The sequence below is a fragment of the Veillonella parvula genome (assembly GCF_048309325.1).
Lineage (GTDB): Bacteria > Bacillota > Negativicutes > Veillonellales > Veillonellaceae > Veillonella > Veillonella parvula_T.
In genome coordinates this window covers 22777-40517 of the sequence record NZ_DBFBTX010000004.1, presented here as the reverse complement: position 1 = coordinate 40517, position 17741 = coordinate 22777, and the positions used below count along the sequence as shown (strand labels likewise).

19 protein-coding genes and 1 tRNA gene are annotated in these 17741 nt (G+C 40.4%); 17 read left to right on the top strand and 3 right to left on the bottom strand.

Annotated elements, in window-relative coordinates; all coding sequences use genetic code 11:
• Window positions 1-7: 7 nt before the first annotated feature.
• The 3 genes from ACMKPP_RS02765 to tadA all read right to left on the bottom strand — a co-directional run bounded on the left by ACMKPP_RS02765 (window position 8) and on the right by tadA (window position 1843).
• A complete protein-coding gene (locus ACMKPP_RS02765; RefSeq protein WP_413085558.1) occupies window positions 8-1195 on the bottom strand; it encodes an MFS transporter in 1188 nt (395 codons plus the stop codon).
• A 58-nt stretch (window positions 1196-1253) separates the two neighbouring features.
• A tRNA-Ser gene (locus ACMKPP_RS02760) sits at window positions 1254-1344 on the bottom strand.
• Complete coding sequence (tadA, locus tag ACMKPP_RS02755; RefSeq protein WP_004693623.1) at window positions 1298-1843, bottom strand: tRNA adenosine(34) deaminase TadA; 546 nt, start codon at window positions 1841-1843, stop codon at window positions 1298-1300. The genes ACMKPP_RS02760 and tadA overlap by 47 nt, the downstream gene beginning before the upstream one ends.
• 83 nt (window positions 1844-1926) lie before the next feature.
• Here tadA and ACMKPP_RS02750 point away from each other — a divergent pair, with 83 nt between their 5' ends.
• The 17 genes from ACMKPP_RS02750 (at window position 1927) to ACMKPP_RS02670 (ending at window position 17683) form a co-directional block, all read left to right on the top strand.
• Window positions 1927-2553, top strand: a complete 627-nt coding sequence (locus tag ACMKPP_RS02750) for a trimeric intracellular cation channel family protein (RefSeq protein WP_004693621.1) — start codon at window positions 1927-1929, stop codon at window positions 2551-2553.
• Window positions 2554-2701: 148 nt separating this feature from the next.
• A complete protein-coding gene (locus ACMKPP_RS02745) occupies window positions 2702-4516 on the top strand; it encodes a DUF4127 family protein (protein WP_004693619.1) in 1815 nt (604 codons plus the stop codon).
• Window positions 4517-4526: 10 nt separating this feature from the next.
• Entirely contained in the window at window positions 4527-5648 is a 1122-nt protein-coding gene (locus ACMKPP_RS02740; RefSeq protein WP_004693617.1) for an acyltransferase, read from the top strand.
• Between the two features lie 282 nt (window positions 5649-5930).
• Window positions 5931-6788, top strand: coding sequence for an aminotransferase class IV (locus ACMKPP_RS02735; protein WP_004693615.1), 858 nt, complete (start codon window positions 5931-5933; stop codon window positions 6786-6788).
• Between the two features lie 55 nt (window positions 6789-6843).
• A complete protein-coding gene (locus tag ACMKPP_RS02730) occupies window positions 6844-7890 on the top strand; it encodes a methionine ABC transporter ATP-binding protein (protein WP_004693613.1) in 1047 nt (348 codons plus the stop codon).
• Window positions 7871-8524 carry a methionine ABC transporter permease gene (locus tag ACMKPP_RS02725; protein WP_004693611.1) on the top strand — a complete coding sequence of 218 codons (654 nt, stop codon included), beginning with the start codon at window positions 7871-7873 and terminating at the stop codon, window positions 8522-8524. The genes ACMKPP_RS02730 and ACMKPP_RS02725 overlap by 20 nt, the downstream gene beginning before the upstream one ends.
• Before the next feature lie 9 nt (window positions 8525-8533).
• A complete protein-coding gene (locus tag ACMKPP_RS02720; protein WP_004693609.1) occupies window positions 8534-8830 on the top strand; it encodes a YerC/YecD family TrpR-related protein in 297 nt (98 codons plus the stop codon).
• Between the two features lie 65 nt (window positions 8831-8895).
• Complete coding sequence (locus ACMKPP_RS02715) at window positions 8896-9690, top strand: TSUP family transporter (RefSeq protein ID WP_418369279.1); 795 nt, start codon at window positions 8896-8898, stop codon at window positions 9688-9690.
• A gap of 11 nt (window positions 9691-9701) precedes the next feature.
• Complete coding sequence (locus ACMKPP_RS02710; RefSeq protein ID WP_418369278.1) at window positions 9702-10469, top strand: SDR family NAD(P)-dependent oxidoreductase; 768 nt, start codon at window positions 9702-9704, stop codon at window positions 10467-10469.
• 126 nt (window positions 10470-10595) lie between these two features.
• Window positions 10596-11447: a hypothetical protein gene (locus tag ACMKPP_RS02705; RefSeq protein WP_004693605.1), complete on the top strand. Its 852-nt coding sequence runs from the start codon at window positions 10596-10598 to the stop codon at window positions 11445-11447.
• A 22-nt stretch (window positions 11448-11469) separates the two neighbouring features.
• Window positions 11470-11814 carry a YkvA family protein gene (locus tag ACMKPP_RS02700; protein ID WP_004693603.1) on the top strand — a complete coding sequence of 115 codons (345 nt, stop codon included), beginning with the start codon at window positions 11470-11472 and terminating at the stop codon, window positions 11812-11814.
• A 116-nt stretch (window positions 11815-11930) separates the two neighbouring features.
• On the top strand, window positions 11931-12350 hold the full coding sequence (locus ACMKPP_RS02695; RefSeq protein WP_004693602.1) for an acyl-CoA thioesterase: 420 nt from the start codon (window positions 11931-11933) through the stop codon (window positions 12348-12350).
• On the top strand, window positions 12343-13146 hold the full coding sequence (gene murI, locus ACMKPP_RS02690) for a glutamate racemase (RefSeq protein ID WP_004693600.1): 804 nt from the start codon (window positions 12343-12345) through the stop codon (window positions 13144-13146). The genes ACMKPP_RS02695 and murI overlap by 8 nt, the downstream gene beginning before the upstream one ends.
• Before the next feature lie 12 nt (window positions 13147-13158).
• Window positions 13159-13698 carry a hypothetical protein gene (locus tag ACMKPP_RS02685; RefSeq protein WP_004693598.1) on the top strand — a complete coding sequence of 180 codons (540 nt, stop codon included), beginning with the start codon at window positions 13159-13161 and terminating at the stop codon, window positions 13696-13698.
• Between the two features lie 12 nt (window positions 13699-13710).
• Complete coding sequence (locus tag ACMKPP_RS02680; protein WP_004693597.1) at window positions 13711-14361, top strand: coenzyme F420-0:L-glutamate ligase; 651 nt, start codon at window positions 13711-13713, stop codon at window positions 14359-14361.
• Between the two features lie 195 nt (window positions 14362-14556).
• On the top strand, window positions 14557-16269 hold the full coding sequence (locus tag ACMKPP_RS02675; RefSeq protein ID WP_418369277.1) for a hydantoinase/oxoprolinase family protein: 1713 nt from the start codon (window positions 14557-14559) through the stop codon (window positions 16267-16269).
• A complete protein-coding gene (locus ACMKPP_RS02670; RefSeq protein WP_418369276.1) occupies window positions 16259-17683 on the top strand; it encodes a histone deacetylase family protein in 1425 nt (474 codons plus the stop codon). The genes ACMKPP_RS02675 and ACMKPP_RS02670 overlap by 11 nt, the downstream gene beginning before the upstream one ends.
• Window positions 17684-17741 lie beyond the last annotated feature (58 nt).

The window sequence follows — 17741 nt, the reverse complement described above, 5'->3', positions numbered from 1 at the left end:
GCTTTTCTCATTGTAATTTTTTAGGATCTTTAAGTATCAATGAAGCCCCAAGACCTACTACTAGGAATGGTACGAGTGTCATCATAGCGGCAGGTAAAGTATAGGTATCCGCAAGGTTACCTACTACAGGTGCGATGATACCGCCGATAGTTTGGCTCACACCGAGGGTGATACCGGACGCAAAGCCGATGCTTTTAGCAAGGTAGGTTTGACCTAGTACGATAACTGGGCTGTAGCTAAGAGCTTTAGCAGCGCCAATCATGAGTAGTAACATATAGGCTACAGGCATCATGATAACAGGGGAGAAGGTTGGCACTTCTGTTAATAGGAACATAGCTGGCAACCAAATCAATAGGGATAGTCTAATGATTTTGACGGGACCATATTTGTCGCCTAATAGACCGCCAATATATGTCATGAAGATACCGATACTAAAGAATATGGTTAATGCAAAGCTCCCTTGCTCTGGGCTAGTGCCGAGTTCACGAGTCCAGAAGATAGGAATAAATGCATTGATAACGCGGAAGTTTACTGATTGGCTTAGGATGATAATAAACAAGATACCAAAGTATTTCCAGTAATTCTTTAGCGGCTTAGCCACTAGTGTAGGGTTTTCCATAGCTACCGCTTGGTCGATAGTGCGTGCTTGAGTTACTATGCGCGGCATGAGGACGAATAAAACTGTTGAGATAATAAGACCTACTATGGTGAAAGCTGCCAGTCCATGAGGTCCTACTGTATAGGCAATAGAGCCCGCAAAGAGTGGACCGATGGCAAAACCAGAGCTACCACCGATGGCGAAGGTACCCATGGCTTTACCTTTTTTACCACCTCCCAGGCGATTCATGATTTTCGCTCCTTCAGGGTGGAAGATAGAGGAGCCTACACCAGCTAAGGTAGCACAAACAAGCAAGCTTTCATAAGAGGTTACAAAACCCATGGCACCTGTGCTACAAGCTGAGAGCAGAACACCTAAGGCGATTAGCCGTGGCTGATTGATCTTGTCAGAGACATAACCTAATAATGGCTGTAACAATGAAGATAATGCTGTATTGGCTAATATGAGAAAGCCTGCCTGCTCTAAACTAAGTCCATAAGTGTAGATAAATAATGGCAAGAGGGCAGGTAATACACTTTGACAGGAGTCGTTAATCATATGACTCACCGTAATGAGATAAGGGTAATATTTTTTCATAGTAGTGGTCCCTTCGCAAAAAAGCGCTAACCATGGTTAGCGCTTTATATATTTTATATGGCAGAGGAGGAGGGATTTGAACCCCCGCGCCGGTTGCCCGACCTACCGCATTTCGAGTGCGGACCCTTCAGCCTCTTGGGTACTCCTCCGTGTTTTACGGCGCTCTTTAAAAAAGTCTTTCATGATTTGACTACATTCATCACCAAGGACCCCCGATGCTAATTCGGGTTCATGATTTAAACCAGGGTGAGAGAGTACATTGAAAAGAGACTCTACAGCGCCTCCTTTGTAATCACTTGCACCATATACAACACGGTCAATACGACTGTTGATGATGGCTCCAGCGCACATCGGACACGGCTCTATCGTAACATACAGGGTACAACCAGTCAACCGCCAACGCTTGAGTACATCGCATGCTTCGCGGATGACGAGCACTTCTGCATGAGCCGTTGCATCGTGATCTAATTCGCGGCGATTATGGTGGCGTGAAATGATTGTATTGTTTTGAACTAAAATGGCGCCGATAGGAATTTCTCCTAGAGCATAAGCTTTGTGGGCCTCCTCTAGGGCAAAACCCATAAAATATTCATCACGGCTACGCTCATCCATATTTTTAATCTCTATAGGTGTAATGTTCTTTGTCATTCTCATACCTCTTAATGTATAATATCTTACATAAAGTCTATCATAGTGTGCGCAGTTATGCGAATAGATTGTGTGAGGGTATTATGGATATTATTTGGTATATATTTGATATGATTGGCACTATTGCCTTTGCTATCTCCGGAGCACTTGTTGGGGTGGCGCGGAGAATGGATATATTTGGTATGGCTGTATTGGCACTGGCTACGGCAATCGGTGGTGGAATTGTACGTGATGTTCTCTTGGGGTATTTTCCGCCGAATTCGTTACGCAATATTGTATATGTAACTGTGGTTATTTCCGTAACAATTATCGTATTTATTATCTATAACAGCCGTTATCGCAAGCATGCTATGGGCCCTCGTAGCCGAGCAAGCTATTTATTAGCCGATGCAGTCGGGTTGGCATCTTTTACAGTAACCGGAGCATCTGCAGGGTTTAAACTATATCCAGAGTTGCCAATTTTCATTGTTTTATTAGGAACTATTACTGCCGTTGGAGGTGGTATTATCCGAGATATGCTGGCTCAACGGATTCCGTCTGTTTTGAAAGAAGATGTGTATGCTCTACCTAGTGTTATTGGGGGCATCGTTTATTACTTAATGGTTATTTCTAACTGGGTTGGAGAGGCTGTATATGGTGCGTTTACCGTTGTACTAGTTATCCGTTTACTAGCTATTAAATATAATTGGAGCTTACCCAAAGTGCGCTAAAGCTAAAGGCACTGCATTTGAGAAATAACAGGTAAATGATATAATTATACTATTAAGTATTTCATAAAAGTGTCAGAAAAAAAGAGTATTATATAAGAGTTAATTTTCGAGTCGAGAGTACTCGTGTACACAGAAGGAGATTTGCTTTATGACAAATAAATGGTTGAAAGTAGCATTAATGGTTACAGCCATTGCTACAGGTACATCCATCAAAATTGATGCAGAAACCGTATTATATGTACCTCAAGATGATCGTCCTGTAAGTTTGCAATATACAGTTGATACAGCTCGTGAGGCGGGTATGACTGTGTTGACACCACCTCAACACTTGATTTCTGGTAAGACGTACCAAGGTCAAGCTGATCAAATTATGGCTTGGGTAGAGCAAAATGCAGGTCGTGCTGATGTTATGGTATTAAGTACAGATACTCTTATTTATGGAGGTCTTGTAGATTCTCGTAAACATAATATTCCTCTTAGCACATTGCAAAATCGCTTGAAACGTATTGAAGGTTTAAAAGCGCGTAATAAAAATGTACGCATCTATGGATTTGGTACCGTAATGCGTTCCCCACGCGCGAGTGGTGGTGGTACTGAACCGGCCTACTATGCGGAATATGGCCCAACTATCTTCCAAATCGCTGCATTACAAGATAAATTAGATTCTGGCTCTTTAACGCAAGAAGAAACTCAAAAATTGATGAGCCTACAAGCCTCTGTTCCTGTGGAATACTTGCAAGACTGGTTTGACCGCCGTCAAAAAAATATGAAAATCAACAAAGAGTTGATTGATGAAACTCGCAGTGGTGTATTCGACTACTTTGCATTAGGTCATGATGATACATCTCAATTATCTCAATCCGCTCTAGAAGGTCGTTACCTTAACAAATATTCCAAGGATATTTCTGTTGAAAAATACGGTAGCTTCCCTGGTGCTGACCAACTTGGTCTCTTATTGATGGCGCGTTCCCGTACCGATGTGAGCACAGAAAAACCTACATTCTCCGTAATTTATCCACTCGGTGGCGGAGGTAAAACATTACCAGGTTACGAAGATCAAACGATTGATAAAACAATTGCTCAACACGTTGAGGCTGTAGGTGGCACGATGGTGACACAAGGTAAACCAACTGTATTATTGGCTGTTAATACACCTCTTACTACGAGTACAGGCGAGTCTGAAAACTTCGAAAACTTCCCAATGATCTCCAACTCTACAAATGCTTTCGTAGATCGCATTCAGCAAGCTGTTGACTCTGGTGTGAACGTAAGCGTTGCAGATATTGCTTTCAATAATGGCGCAGATAATACATTGGTATCCGCTATGTATAAACGAGATTTGTTGTACAAAATCGGTGCGTATAATGGTTGGAATACAGCAAGTAACACAGTAGGTTACGCTATTGCTCAAGGATTATTGCTTAAATCTATGAGTCCAGAAGGTCATCGTGATATGTTGACGCAACAATATTTGGATAACTGGGCATATCAAGCAAATATCCGTAAAGATATTTATCGTATGCAAGATTCTATCAGAACAGACAATGTTCGTTACTCTGGTGAATTAAATGAACGTCTTGAAAGTTATTTAGGTGAACGCATTCAAGATTTCGCTGAAAAATACCTTAAAATCAATCCTCGTACAGTAAAAGCTACATTCCCATGGGGACGTCTATTTGAAACGGATATCACTGTTTATGACAAACCAGTGGTACCACTTGAAAAAGAATTACGCTTGAAACGAGAAGCTGAAGCAAAAGCTAAGGCTGAAGCAGAAGCTAAGGCTAAGGCAGAAGCGGCTGCTAAAGCAAATGGTCAGGCTGTACCAGCACAAGCCGCACAACCTGAAAAAGCTGCAACGCCTCAAACACCTACATCTACCCCTCCTGTAGTTAAACAACCAGCTACAGAGTCTCAAGGTCCACGTGTGGTACCGACACCTGCAGTGGCACCTGGTCAATAGTGAATAGGCAATGGCTATGAAAAAAGCGTTTTTACCGGAAATTACTTATATGCGAGGCCTCTGTATGCTCGGTGTTATCGGCATTCATGTAGGATCTTACGCATTGCAAAATCCTTTTGTAAATTTAGAACTCATCAGCGTGTTAGAAATTCTCTCTCGCTTTGGAGTGCCTGCGTTTTTCTTCCTCTCTGCATTTGGCTTGTTTTATCATACCTCGGTAGAGGGACCATTCTCATATAAGGAATTTATGCACCGCCGCATTCAGGTGGTGCTATTTCCATATATTACGTGGTCCATCTTTTACTTGCTATATACAGGGATGACAGCTCATAACCTTGGCAATTTACATCCAGGGCCGTTGGCGATAAATCTACTCTTTGGTACCTCTATGTATCATCTATATTTTATGGTTATTTTGCTATGGTTCTACGTGATGATGCCATTATGGCGGGCCATGGTGAAAGTCATTTTAAAACGGCCTGTATTTTGGCTGGTGTTACTATTTGTCATCCAAGTTGGTATCGATTATGTTTCGTCTTACATGCTTGGCCGTTGGGTAACAGAAAATCTAAGCAATCAGCCAGTTCTTAAATATCTTTTTGATATGCGACTCAACTATTGGGTTATTCATTATGTGTGGATTTTCCTTTTAGGTGCCGTATGTGCTGAACGATATGAAATCGTCTGCGAATATATGTGGCGTTATCGTTACCTTTTAGGCGTCAGTGCGGTAAGCTCTATATTATTAATGCTTGGCTCTTATTACTATGTCATGGACGTATGGCATTACACTGTGTTGGAAGCAATTTATACGGTACATCAAATGAGTCCTATGGGCGTTCTTTATACAGGATTGGGAACGATGTTTAGTTTGTTCCTATTCCAAAGGCTACCTATGAACGTGACGATGGAGTCCATTTGGTCTGAGATAGGCGATAAATCGTATGGTATTTATTTAGCGCATCCATTTTGGTTGTTAATCATTTTTGGTGTGATGGCTAAATATAATCTCTTGTATACGGTGACCAACGTGCTAATTATGTATGGTATGGCGTTAGCATTATCTTATTTGACTACAGTGGGCCTTAATTATGTGCCTAAATCTATCCGTAAATTTATACTGGGGCATTAGTTTAGTATGAGAACTATTTTATTGAGAGACCTAATTGGTGCTAGTACGTTAATGGTGTATGCAGTTTTAGTTAGTTTTGTAGTGCTGATTTAGTATAAACATAATATTTGTTATACATCCGCTAGGATATAGTTTTTAACTATGGTATCCTAGCGGATTTTTGTATATCGAATTATTATCTTTCACAAAGTAAAGTGTGAAAATTTGAAAGTAATTGTGTTATAATAAGTCCATGATGATTACCACTTGATAGAGTAACGGAATAGAAAAAGAGGTGCTCCTATGCAAGAATTAACATATTTTAACGGTGAATTCGTCGAACCAGGTGCTAAAGTTATCAGCATTGATGACCGTGGCTATTTATTTGGTGACTCTGTATATGAAGTTGTTCGCGTCGTAAAAGGCCGTTGCTTCGCTTTGTCTTACCACCAAGATCGCTTGTATCGCTCTATGCGTGAAATGGATATCCCTGTAAAAATGACTCCTGATGATTTGACAGAATTGCACGAAATTTTGATCGAGCAAAGTGAAATCAAAGAGGGCTATATTTATTTACAAATCTCTCGTGGTGTAGCACCACGTCATCATGCTTATGATCGCTCCAAATTAGAACCACAAATGCTTATGTCTATCCGTACTTTGGATTTAGATGAAGTCAATAAATTGGGTGAAGGTGTAAAAGCGATAGCTTTACCTGATGAACGTTGGAATCATGTAGATATTAAGACTACAAACTTGATCCCGAATATTTTGGCGCAAACAAAAGCAGAAAAGAAATTTGCCTATACAGCCATCTTGTTCCGTGATGGCATTTGTACAGAGGGCGCGACATCTAATGTGTTTGCTGTTAAAGATGGTATCTTGTACACGCATCCAGCGGATAATCATATCTTAAAAGGCATTACGCGCCAAATGATCTTAACCCGTGTAGCACCATCTTTAGGTATTACCATTATTGAGAAAGAATTCGATCGTAACTTTGTGGATGATGCGGATGAACTATTCTTTACCGATACAATTGGTGGTGTCATTCCAATTACTAAGCTAGACAGAAATCCAGTATCTGGTGGTAAACCAGGTACTATTACACTTCGTCTACGCGAAGCTCTAGAAAAATTGATGGAAGAAGGACTACCTTGATAGATAAGCTGCTTTCATCAAATGTTAAACATTTACCTTAAGAAAGGAAATTATTTTGATACAATTAGAACACATTAGTAAAGTCTATGAAGGCGCTACTCGTGTGGAAGCGTTGAAAGATATTAGCCTAAATGTGAAAGAAGGCGAAATCTTTGGCATTATCGGTCAATCCGGTGCCGGTAAATCCACATTGATTCGTTGCATCAACATGCTCGAAGCACCTACATCTGGCTCTGTTATCGTAAATGGTACAGATTTAACAACACTTAGCAAATCTGATTTGCGTAAAGCGCGCAAAGATATTGGCATGATTTTCCAACATTTTAACCTATTGTCCTCTCGTACCGTATATGACAATGTGGCATTTCCGTTGGAATTACAAGGAATGAGCAAATCTGAAATCAAGGAACGCATTACGCCAATCCTTGATATTGTAGGCCTTACTGAGCGTATGAACAACTATCCATCTCAATTATCTGGTGGTCAAAAACAACGTGTTGGTATTGCTCGTGCTTTAGCGTCTAATCCAAAGGTCCTCCTTTGTGACGAAGCTACCTCTGCCCTTGATCCTCAAACAACAGATTCCATTTTGAAATTGTTGAAAAATATTAATGAGAAGATGGGGCTCACTATTGTGCTCATTACACATGAGATGCACGTTATCCGTGAAATCTGTGATCGCGTGGCGGTTATTGAAGGTGGTGTCATCCTCGAAGAAGGTAGTACTATTGAAGTATTCACACATCCTCGCGAAAATACGACAAAAGAGTTTATTAGCTCTGTAGTGAGTGATAACTTACCTCCAGAAGCATTGGAACATCTAGAGTTGCATGATCAATGGATTGCAGGGACCGCGCCCTTAGTTCGTCTCAAATTTACAGGACAAGCAACAGATGAGCCTGTAGTAGCAGGCCTTGTAAGACGCTTTAATTTAGATGTAAGCATCCTTTTTGGCGGCATTGATTACATCCAAAATACGAGCGTTGGTCGCCTCATCGTTATCTTGAATGGTGACCCAGAAAATGCGCAAGAAGGTTTGGACTACATCAAAATGTTACCAATTGAAAGCGAGGTGATCGGTTATGTCAGAGCAAATCATTAATCTACTCATAACTGGTACCCTTGATACATTGCAAATGACGATAATTTCTACCGTAATGGCAATGTTATTAGGTATTCCTCTTGGTGTTGTTTTGGTTGTTACTTCTAAAGGTCATATCTTAGAAAATGTAGCACTCAATAAAGTATTGGGTGCCATTGTCAATGCTACACGTTCTGTACCTTTCATCATCTTGATGGTTGCTATCATTCCGTTTACTCGTATGGTGGTAGGTACATCCATCGGTACAACTGCAGCATGTGTGCCGTTGACCATTGCGGCAATTCCGTTTTTGGCACGCCTTGTAGAAACGTCTATTAAGGACATCAATTTTGGCGTTATCGAGGCGGCTCAATCTATGGGGGCAAGCCCATTACAAATCATTTGGAAAGTATTATTACCAGAAGCATTGCCAACAATTATTGACAATGTAACGGTTCTTATCGTTAACCTCATCGGGTACTCTGCGATGGCTGGTGCTATTGGTGGTGGTGGCCTTGGGGATATTGCTATCCGATATGGTTACCAACGTTTCCAAGCCGATATTATGATCGCTACAATCATCATCTTGATTGTATTGGTACAAGTTGTACAAATGATTGGTGATGCTTGGTCTAAAGCGATGAATAAGAAGTAGGAGGATCCTATGAGTATCAATGAAAAATTGAGAAGTCAACAAAATGACGAATTGTTCACCGCCATTTTAACGCTTGAAAATACAGAGGAATGCTATGCATTTTTTGAAGATATCTGTACGATTAACGAATTAAAAGCATTATCTCAACGCTTACAAGTAGCAAAAATGCTTCGCGCAGGGGATAGCTATGAGAAAATCGTAGAAGAAACGGGTGCGAGTACTGCTACGATTAGTCGTGTAAAGCGCTGTTTAGTATATGGTGCGGATGGTTATACATTGGCCCTCGATCGTCTAGGTGCAAAATAAAATAAATTAGCATGACAACGGTGGCCTTTGGCGACCGTTGATGTGCTATCTGTAGGAGGTTTATTATGGAGTGGCTCATTGCGGTAACAGGTTTACCATTTGATATCCTTATACTCGTTTTACTTGCCGTAGCTGGTGCGTTTGCTGGCTTTGTAGACTCCATTGTAGGCGGGGGAGGCCTCATTTCTGTACCTGCCATGTTATTAACAAATCTTCCACCTAGTGTGGCTCTAGGCAGTAATAAATTATCCAGTATCTTTGGTGCTGGTAGTGCATCGATTACATTTTTAAGAAATCACATGGTTGATTTTTCCCTAGTTCGCAAATTACTGCCTTTTACCTTTGTGGGTTCTATGCTTGGTACCTTGGCGGTTGTTTCTTTACCACCGCTATATGTAAAGCCTATTATTATCATATTACTTGTTTGTGTAACACTCTTTGTGGTGTTCAAAAAAGACTGGGGTGAAATCAATCGTACATCTCAGGTAACAGGAAAAGCGCTATATATTTGTATGGCTTTTGCTCTTGGCATTGGTATATATGACGGCTTTATTGGTCCTGGTACAGGTACATTTCTGATTATGGGATTTATCTTTACAGGCTTTGATTTTTTACATGCATCTGCTAATGCAAAAATATTGAATTTTACTAGTAATTTGGCATCTTTATTGGTATTTTTATATTTAGGACACGTCAATAATACGTATGGTCTTGCCACCGGGGCAGGTCAAATTATAGGTGCTTATTTAGGCTCGCATTTGGCAATTGCGAAGGGCTCATCTTTGGTGCGAGTTGTATTCTTGTCGGTAACGACAGTTATGTTGTTGAAATTAGTCTATGACTATATTTCAACATTATAGGAGGGCAAGGTATGCCTCATAAAAGTGATGTTCAAGTGGCCTTGATTAGTGGTGGTACATCGGGTATTGGATTTGCTACGGCAAAGCTTTTACTTAAAGAAGGTTGGTGTGTAGTCATCAATGGTCGAAATGAAAAAGTTGGTCAAAAGGCTAAAACTAAGCTACGTCGTTATTCCTCTAAGGTACAATATATTCAAGGTGATGTATCTAAAATTGAGGACTGTCAGCGAATTGTAAAAGAAACAGTAGATTTATTTAGTGGGGTGTCTGCTCTTGTAACAGCTGCAGGCTATTATGAAGAAGAGTTACTAGCTGATGTTACAGAAGCAGCTTTTGATGAAATGTTTGGGACCAATGTAAAAGGTACTGTATTCTTATGTCAAGCGGCGCTTCCCTATTTACGAGCCTCAAAGGGCAGTATTGTAACAATCGCTAGTGATGCAGGTTTACAAGGTAATGTAGCGTGTTCTGTATATGGTGCGTCAAAGGGAGCTGTAGTGAGCTTTACAAAATCTCTATCCCTTGAAATGGCACCTCACAGTGTTCGTGTAAACTGTGTGTGTCCTGGTGATGTAGATACATCATTAGTAGATAAACAGATTGCTAATGCCCACCAAGATGCGGCGGCTGCTAAGGCTGAAATGGGCCAACATTACCCATTAGGTCGTATTGCTAAGCCTCATGAAATTGGAGAAGTAATTGTATTTTTGTTGAGTAATAAGGCGTCTTTTGTGACAGGTGCAGCCTGGACAATCGATGGAGGACTCACAAGTTGGTAATATAGAAAATATTAGAAGCTGTTATATATGGATAATTAGAAAAATTCATTTCACTTCTATCAATAGAATGGTATAATAATACTAATAATAAGACCTATAGTTGGTTTACAACAAAGGAGAATACTTATGGCAGAATATAATGGCGTAACACTTGAGCCCCTTACGGATGGATCTCAAGATCGTGACTATCAAGTTGAACAATTTATCTTCTGGGGGGCAGGTCGTGCGGCAGCATTGGCATTATCCTCTAAATTCAGCAGTGTCGCTTTGTGCGCCAATGCTACGTACATGGTAACTCGCATTGCTCATCTTTATGATGTAGAATTGCAAGCAGGTGCTGTAGTTGGTTTAGTAGGTGGTCTTAGCACAGCTGTAGGTACAGCTGCAGTATCCCTTCTAATTCCAATTAAAGCTGTTCGCGTTCCTGTAGCTATCGGTTTAACTTATGCTATTGGTAAAATTGCACATATTTGGATTCAAGATGGTATGCCTTCTGATATCGAACGTTACAAACCGATGGTTGCTGAATTCTTTGAAAATGGCAAAGCTATTGCTTCTGAAATCGTTCGTGATGCAAGTGCTAGCATTCCTTTCACTCAAGGTCAACGTGACGTATGGGCTGGGATTGCTAACGAAACAGGTCTTGCTAAAGAATCTTTAAAGCAAGTTTACGATGAAAAAGTAACACCTGCCATCAATAAATGGAATAATGAAACAAAATACCAAATCCATGATAACGCAGCAGAGGTTGTAGCAAAGGTTTCTGATGCAGCGAAAGAAAAAATTGATTCTGCTAAAGAAGGTATTGAAGTAGCCAAAGAATTCGCAAAAGGTGGTGTAGAAGTGGCAAAAGCTTCTGCACAAGTAGCAGTAGAAACTGCAAAAACTAAAGCTTCTGATGCTGTAGAGACAGCAAAAGATGTTGCTACAAACACTGTTAATACAGCGAAAGAAAAAATTGACGGTTTGCGTAAATAAACGCTGAAGGATTATTATTACTATGAATCCATTTAATATTATTAAGTATGGTAAGTATTTTAGCGAATCAAGATTTTTAGGGTTTCTTGGTCGATATGGTAAGAAACTTGCCTTTGTACAACAAGCAGTAACCTTGTTCCTTTGTTTTCGTGACAAGGATACTCCCAAATATGTAAAAGCGGTCATTGCAGGTGCCTTAGGGTATTTGGTATTACCTATTGATATTGTGCCGGATGCGATTGCTGTATTAGGTTGGGTAGATGATGTGGCAGTACTCGGATTAGCCTTTAAGATTGCGAATCGTTATATCAAAACGAGTCATCAAGAAGAGGCAAAAAAATTCTTTCCATTTGGTAGCAGTCGCTAACTTTTACCATTTTAGGCAGTTTGATCCACAGTGATTGAACTGCCTTTATTTATTTGACACACTAAAGTAATAGATATAGAATAAAAATTGTATACTATTTAAAAAGGACAGAATTTATGCATATTGCTTCAGTAAATGTACGATTTTATGAAACTGATATGATGGGGATTGCTCACCATAGTAACCATTTTAGATGGTTTGAAATGGCGCGCATTGAATTCCTTCGTAAAATCGGTGTCACTTTGTGGGATATGATGAATGAGGATATTGTATTTCCTATCATGAATGTATCTTGCAATTATAAAGAACCTGCGAATTTCGATGATGAACTTCACATCGAAACGTATTTGGTTAAGATGACGAGGGCTCAAATGGTGTTTCGCTATCGCATGCGCCGTGCTAGTGATGGTGCGTTACTTGCTACGGGAGAAACTAAGAACGCCTTTATGTCAAAGTTAACAGGAAAAATTGTGCGATTAGACGATACTTTTTATCTGCCTATGTTAGCAGCTGTTGAGGAGATGCCGCATGAGTAATGTACAACAATTGCCTATCGGTGTATTTGACTCTGGTGTAGGCGGATTATCTGTGTTAAAGGTGTTACAAGAACAATTTCCTAACGAAGATTTCATTTATATCGGTGATAATGCGAATAATCCTGTAGGTAATCGCAGTGATGATGAAATCACTTATTTGGCGTGTCGTATTGCGGAGACGCTAGAAAAGCAGCCTGTTAAGTTGATGGTGATTGCCTGTAACACCTTCACCGTTGTGGCTCTTGATGCGGTACGTGAACTTGTATCTGTGCCGGTTATTGGTGTATCACAAGGTGTGAAAACAGCCATTAATAAAAGTAAAAGCAAGACTATCGGTATTATGGCAACCGTAGCCACTGTAAATAGTCATATTCATAAGCATGTGGCTTTAGAAGTTGATCATGAGGTTTTGGTTTGGGAACAACCTTGTCCAGAATTGGCGGGGCTTATTGAACAAGGTCATTTAGATGATTACTTTGTTCGTGAAATATGCAAGGAGTATTTAGAACCTTTATTATCTCGAGAAATTGAGGTAGTCGTTTTGGGCTGCACCCATTTCCCATTTGTACAACCTTTACTAGAGGAACTTACTTCAGGTCGAATTCGGTTCATTGACCCTGCTTTTGAAACAAGTGAATTGGTTCGTCACAGACTAGAGAGTAAAAATCTTTTCAATCCTCAAGATACTGTAGGTACCGTGACATTGTATTTTACAAAGGATGTCGAACTTGGTGATGCATTGAGTGCATCCTTCCTTGATACAAGCCGTCGTACCATTGAACATATTACATTATAAAGGAGATACCCTATGTGGTTTTATAACATCCTCAGTGCAGTAATAGCTATTATTGTGGCTGTTGCAGCTCTGTACTTATTATTCCGTTTGTTTGTATTGAAACAAGGTAATGAAAATATTGTCTTATTAGCGAAACGAGCAACGAACTTTCAAGTATCTGATCGTAGTTTTGAATCCATTACGTTGTTCTGTGATATACCATTTGTAAATAAAGGGCGCCAATTGGGCACAATAATGGACTTATTTCCACGTCCATTATTACCTGAAGAACATTTTGATGCAGTTAAGGTAAATGCTTGGGCTATGGATATTAATCGTCCGCGTCAAGATGGATACTTTGAAGCTATAATTATCAAACCACGCAAAGGTGGCACAATTCGTGTATATGTTACATTAACAGGTAAAACTGGCAATATTCGAGAAGATATTAAGGGATTCCCTTATATGGACATCGATATTTACTACCAAATCGTAGGTCGGACAGACTATCATATCGATAAACAGCGTATTCGTTTGACTGCTGAAGAAGTTCAAGCAGCAATGGTTCAATAAGGAGGCATAACAATGGCAGAATTAGAGTTAGTATGTGTGCCAACACGTATTCTTACAGATAATGATGACATCGTTGATGCTATCGTTGAATTTGGCGGTCATAATATTGGACCTGAAGATATCGTATGCGTTGCTGAATCTGTAGTGGCTATTACGCAAGGCCGTTTTACACGTCCTGAAGAGTTAAATGTGTGCTGGCAAGCTCGTTTAATTAATCGTTTTATCCATCCAGATGGCTCTATGGCATCTATTTATGGTATGCAATCGGCTATGAATTTGGACGGTAAATGGAAGGTGTTAGGTGCTTTTATTTTAGGTGCTATTGCTAAAATTTTCCGTAAACCTGGCGTGTTCTATGCAATTGCTCGTGCTGCATCATTAACCGATGATGTAACGGGGACTATGCCTCCATTTGATAAGCACATTGTATTTGGTCCAAAGGATCCTGATAAAGTGGCTGAGAAAATTGTATCTCGCACAGGTTGTTATGGTGCCGTTGTAGCTGACGTTAATGACTTGAAACGGTCCGCTATTTTAGGTACAAGTCGTGGCATTGACGCTAAAAAAATTGCACAATTGCTGATTGATAATCCATTTGGTAATGATAGTCAAATGACTCCGATTGTTATCATCAAAAATTACGCATCTGTATCTGGTAAATAACAGAAGGCTGTACTCATCACATAGAGATGGGTACAGCTTTTTTATATATAATGAGACTGAATACGGACTATACGCAGGTTTGAAGAAGGCTTGTATATTAGTTCAAATAGAGATTATATGCTAGCTTAAATTGAGTTTTCTTTACTTTGTTTTGAGTTTGTATAGATTCTTTATTAATACTAATAAGGAGGTTATATGTTACTAGGGTTAGACGTAGGTGGTACTTTTACCGATGCTGTTATCATTGATGGCCATCGTGTAGTGGCAACTGCCAAGAGGCGGACTACAAAGAATAATCTAATGAATGGTATAGGTGAGGCCTTAGATGCAGTTTTGGAGGGTTATGATGCATCAAATATTGAACAGGTAACTTTATCTACTACCGTGGTGACTAACACTATTGTAGAAGGAAAGGAGAAGCCTGTAGACCTTTATGTAGTAACAGGGCCTGGGCGAAACGTTGATGATATATTTCCTGTAAGCCCTATATATCTTCAAGGTTATACAGATCATAGAGGTATCGTTGTAGAGCATACCCCTGTTGATGCGGTACGTGGCATAGCCAACATGGTTCAAGCACGTAGTGGTACTGATTTGGCTGCTGTATCAGCTAAATTTGGTGTACGGAATCCTCAGGAAGAATTATCTATTACAGAGGAATTGAAAAACACATATCATACAATTTCTAATGGCAGTTTATTAAGTGGCTCTTTAAATTTCCCTCGGCGTACTATTAGCGCTTACTTTAATAGCGCTGTGACACTCGTATTTACGGTATTTAAGGAAAATGTCGAAGACGCTCTCCGTGCTCGAAATATAGTGGCCCCACTTCACATTTTAAAAGCAGATGGAGGCTCTCTTCCAATAGAACACATGGTGAGTCGCCCGGTAGAGACCGCCTTTACAGGCCCTGCCGCAACAGTTCTTGGACTATCTGCTCTTGGCGTTATAGGTAATCAGCATACAGTGGCTCTAGATATTGGAGGTACTACAACGGATATATCTCTTTGGAAGCATGGTAGACCATTGATGACAAAAAATGGTGTATCTATTCGTGAGTATCCAAGTGCAGTACGATCCTTTGCCGTTACCTCTGTCGGCATTGGTGGGGAATCTGTAGTTCGCTTTAAAAATGGTAATCTTACCGTAGGTCCTGAACGAGTGGGACCATCGGTAGCTCTAGGGGGTATAGAACCTACCTTGGGGGATGCACTTATCGTGCTCGGTCAAGCGAACTATGGCGACTTTAATCTAGCAACACGAGCTTTACAAGATTTAGCAGATGCTATCCAGGCTACGTTTCAATCTAATAATGTAAATATCTCAAATAATCAACTAACTCTTATTAAGACCGCCTCTGATGTAGCAAGACTAATCCTACAAAATGCGTTGGAAACGATTCAACGTGGCGTAGATGAGGTCATAACGGTTGAGAACAAACGCCCTATTTATGTGGTGGCAGATATTGTAAATCCTGATATATTTGTGCCTGAACATATTGTTGTAGTAGGGGGCACGGCTCCAAGTCTCGGAGCGAGCATTGGAGAATATATGGATTTACCTATTACGATTCCAGAAAATGCAGCCGTAGCGAATGCTATTGGTGCTGCGCTAGCTCTATCTACCATCGAACTCACTGCTCATGTAGATACAAAACGTCGTTTACTTGTCATTCCGGAATTAGGTATTAAACAGCAAAATTGTACTTTAAAACGAGCGGAGCAAGTTGTAGAACGAGCTAAGGAGGCTCTTAGTGAAGAGGCTTTTCGTTTAGGTTTAGATACGTCGCAAGAAATCGAGATCATTAGCATTGAGGATTTCCCTGTTGTAGAGGGCTGGCAATCTATGGAGCGTTTAATTACGGTGAAAGTACAACTAGCGGCGGGGGTGAAACACTATGTGGAATAAAGGACTATCCTATCGTGAGCGTCATGGTCTTATAGAAACAGTTATGAACACGAAACTGAATGACGACGTGAATTCTACTATTGATAAAGCTAAATATCATCACAGTTTAGGTCTTGTCTTTTTCCCTGCGTTTGACTGGAAAATTTCTGAAACACATCCTGAACGACAAGAGCGTTTACTCTATACGCGTGATCAAATTGTAGAGGAAGGTTTGTTAGATATACCGAATATTAGAGAATATAATCCAATAGTAGCGGATTGGGATACAATAGAGCGAGTTCATGTTGGTGCTCCAAATTTAGAGTCTTGGGTGACTGAAGCTCATCGAGTATCTGCTGGAGGTGCTATTGCGGCAGCTGATGCGGTTATGCGCGGTGAAGTAGATCGTGCCTTTGCGTTAGTAAGACCACCAGGTCACCATGCGATGGCTATGGTTCATGGTATTCGTGGCTTCTGTACGATTAATATTGAAGCCGTTATGATTCAACACATACGTCAAACCTATGGAATTAAACGCGTTGCCGTAGTAGATACTGATGTACATCACGGTGATGGTTCTCAAGATGTGTTTTACCATGATCCTGATACGTTGTATATTAGCTTCCATCAAGATGGACGTACTTTATATCCTGGCACAGGCTTTATGGATGAATTTGGTGGACCTCAGGCCATCGGTGGTAACATCGATATTCCACTACCGCCTGGTACGGGTGACGAAGGCTTGATGAAGGTCATGCGTGAGCTTGTATTGCCTATCCTTGAAGAGTTTAATCCAGATATCGTCATTAACTCGGCTGGGCAAGATAATCACTTTAGCGATCCATTAGCCAATATGCAGGTAACTGCAAAGGGCTATGCAGAGTTAGTCGATTTATTACAAGCAGATATAGCAGTCTTAGAAGGGGGATATTCCGTACAGGAAGCATTGCCATATGTGAATACAGGTATCATTTTATCCATGGCAGGCCTTGATTACAGTAAGGTCGTAGAACCTGCCTTTGACCCTGTTAAATATAAACAAAGTCAAAGTGTAACAAATTATATAGATGAGCTTATCGCTAAGTGGAAGGTACAATGGGCTAACCGGCATAAGATGGCCAAAGACGAGCGCGTAGGTGTAGGTGACATTTGGTCTAATCATTATAATGTGTACTATGACGAAACAGGCGTACAAGAGGAGCGCCTTGAAAAGGTGCGTATGTACGAAGACAAGGTAGGCTGGCATAGTGTACTTTCACGAGGACAATATGGACCGTATGGACTGCAAAGCGTATATGCTATGTTCATCCCTTGGCAAGCAGATGAAGGAACGCGTCAAGATGCTATTGTAGAAGCAAAACGAGCCAAAGCAGAAGGGGGAGCCAGCCGTTACGTTGTGGTAGATCCACTCGGTGACGGACAATATGAATTATAATGTTAATCTCCGTAAATAATAATGCGAGTTATCATGTTAGAATCGTAAATTATAATAT

Coding starts and splice junctions, on each gene's coding strand:
- ACMKPP_RS02670 (WP_418369276.1), top strand. CDS start 16,259: ATGTGGAATAAAGGACTATCCTATCGTGAGCGTCATGGTCTTATAGAA.
- ACMKPP_RS02695 (WP_004693602.1), top strand. CDS start 11,931: ATGCATATTGCTTCAGTAAATGTACGATTTTATGAAACTGATATGATG.
- tadA (WP_004693623.1), bottom strand. CDS start 1,843: ATGACAAAGAACATTACACCTATAGAGATTAAAAATATGGATGAGCGT.
- ACMKPP_RS02740 (WP_004693617.1), top strand. CDS start 4,527: ATGGCTATGAAAAAAGCGTTTTTACCGGAAATTACTTATATGCGAGGC.
- ACMKPP_RS02710 (WP_418369278.1), top strand. CDS start 9,702: ATGCCTCATAAAAGTGATGTTCAAGTGGCCTTGATTAGTGGTGGTACA.
- ACMKPP_RS02700 (WP_004693603.1), top strand. CDS start 11,470: ATGAATCCATTTAATATTATTAAGTATGGTAAGTATTTTAGCGAATCA.
- murI (WP_004693600.1), top strand. CDS start 12,343: ATGAGTAATGTACAACAATTGCCTATCGGTGTATTTGACTCTGGTGTA.
- ACMKPP_RS02765 (WP_413085558.1), bottom strand. CDS start 1,195: ATGAAAAAATATTACCCTTATCTCATTACGGTGAGTCATATGATTAAC.
- ACMKPP_RS02680 (WP_004693597.1), top strand. CDS start 13,711: ATGGCAGAATTAGAGTTAGTATGTGTGCCAACACGTATTCTTACAGAT.
- ACMKPP_RS02675 (WP_418369277.1), top strand. CDS start 14,557: ATGTTACTAGGGTTAGACGTAGGTGGTACTTTTACCGATGCTGTTATC.
- ACMKPP_RS02685 (WP_004693598.1), top strand. CDS start 13,159: ATGTGGTTTTATAACATCCTCAGTGCAGTAATAGCTATTATTGTGGCT.
- ACMKPP_RS02715 (WP_418369279.1), top strand. CDS start 8,896: ATGGAGTGGCTCATTGCGGTAACAGGTTTACCATTTGATATCCTTATA.
- ACMKPP_RS02705 (WP_004693605.1), top strand. CDS start 10,596: ATGGCAGAATATAATGGCGTAACACTTGAGCCCCTTACGGATGGATCT.
- ACMKPP_RS02750 (WP_004693621.1), top strand. CDS start 1,927: ATGGATATTATTTGGTATATATTTGATATGATTGGCACTATTGCCTTT.
- ACMKPP_RS02735 (WP_004693615.1), top strand. CDS start 5,931: ATGCAAGAATTAACATATTTTAACGGTGAATTCGTCGAACCAGGTGCT.
- ACMKPP_RS02725 (WP_004693611.1), top strand. CDS start 7,871: ATGTCAGAGCAAATCATTAATCTACTCATAACTGGTACCCTTGATACA.
- ACMKPP_RS02720 (WP_004693609.1), top strand. CDS start 8,534: ATGAGTATCAATGAAAAATTGAGAAGTCAACAAAATGACGAATTGTTC.
- ACMKPP_RS02745 (WP_004693619.1), top strand. CDS start 2,702: ATGACAAATAAATGGTTGAAAGTAGCATTAATGGTTACAGCCATTGCT.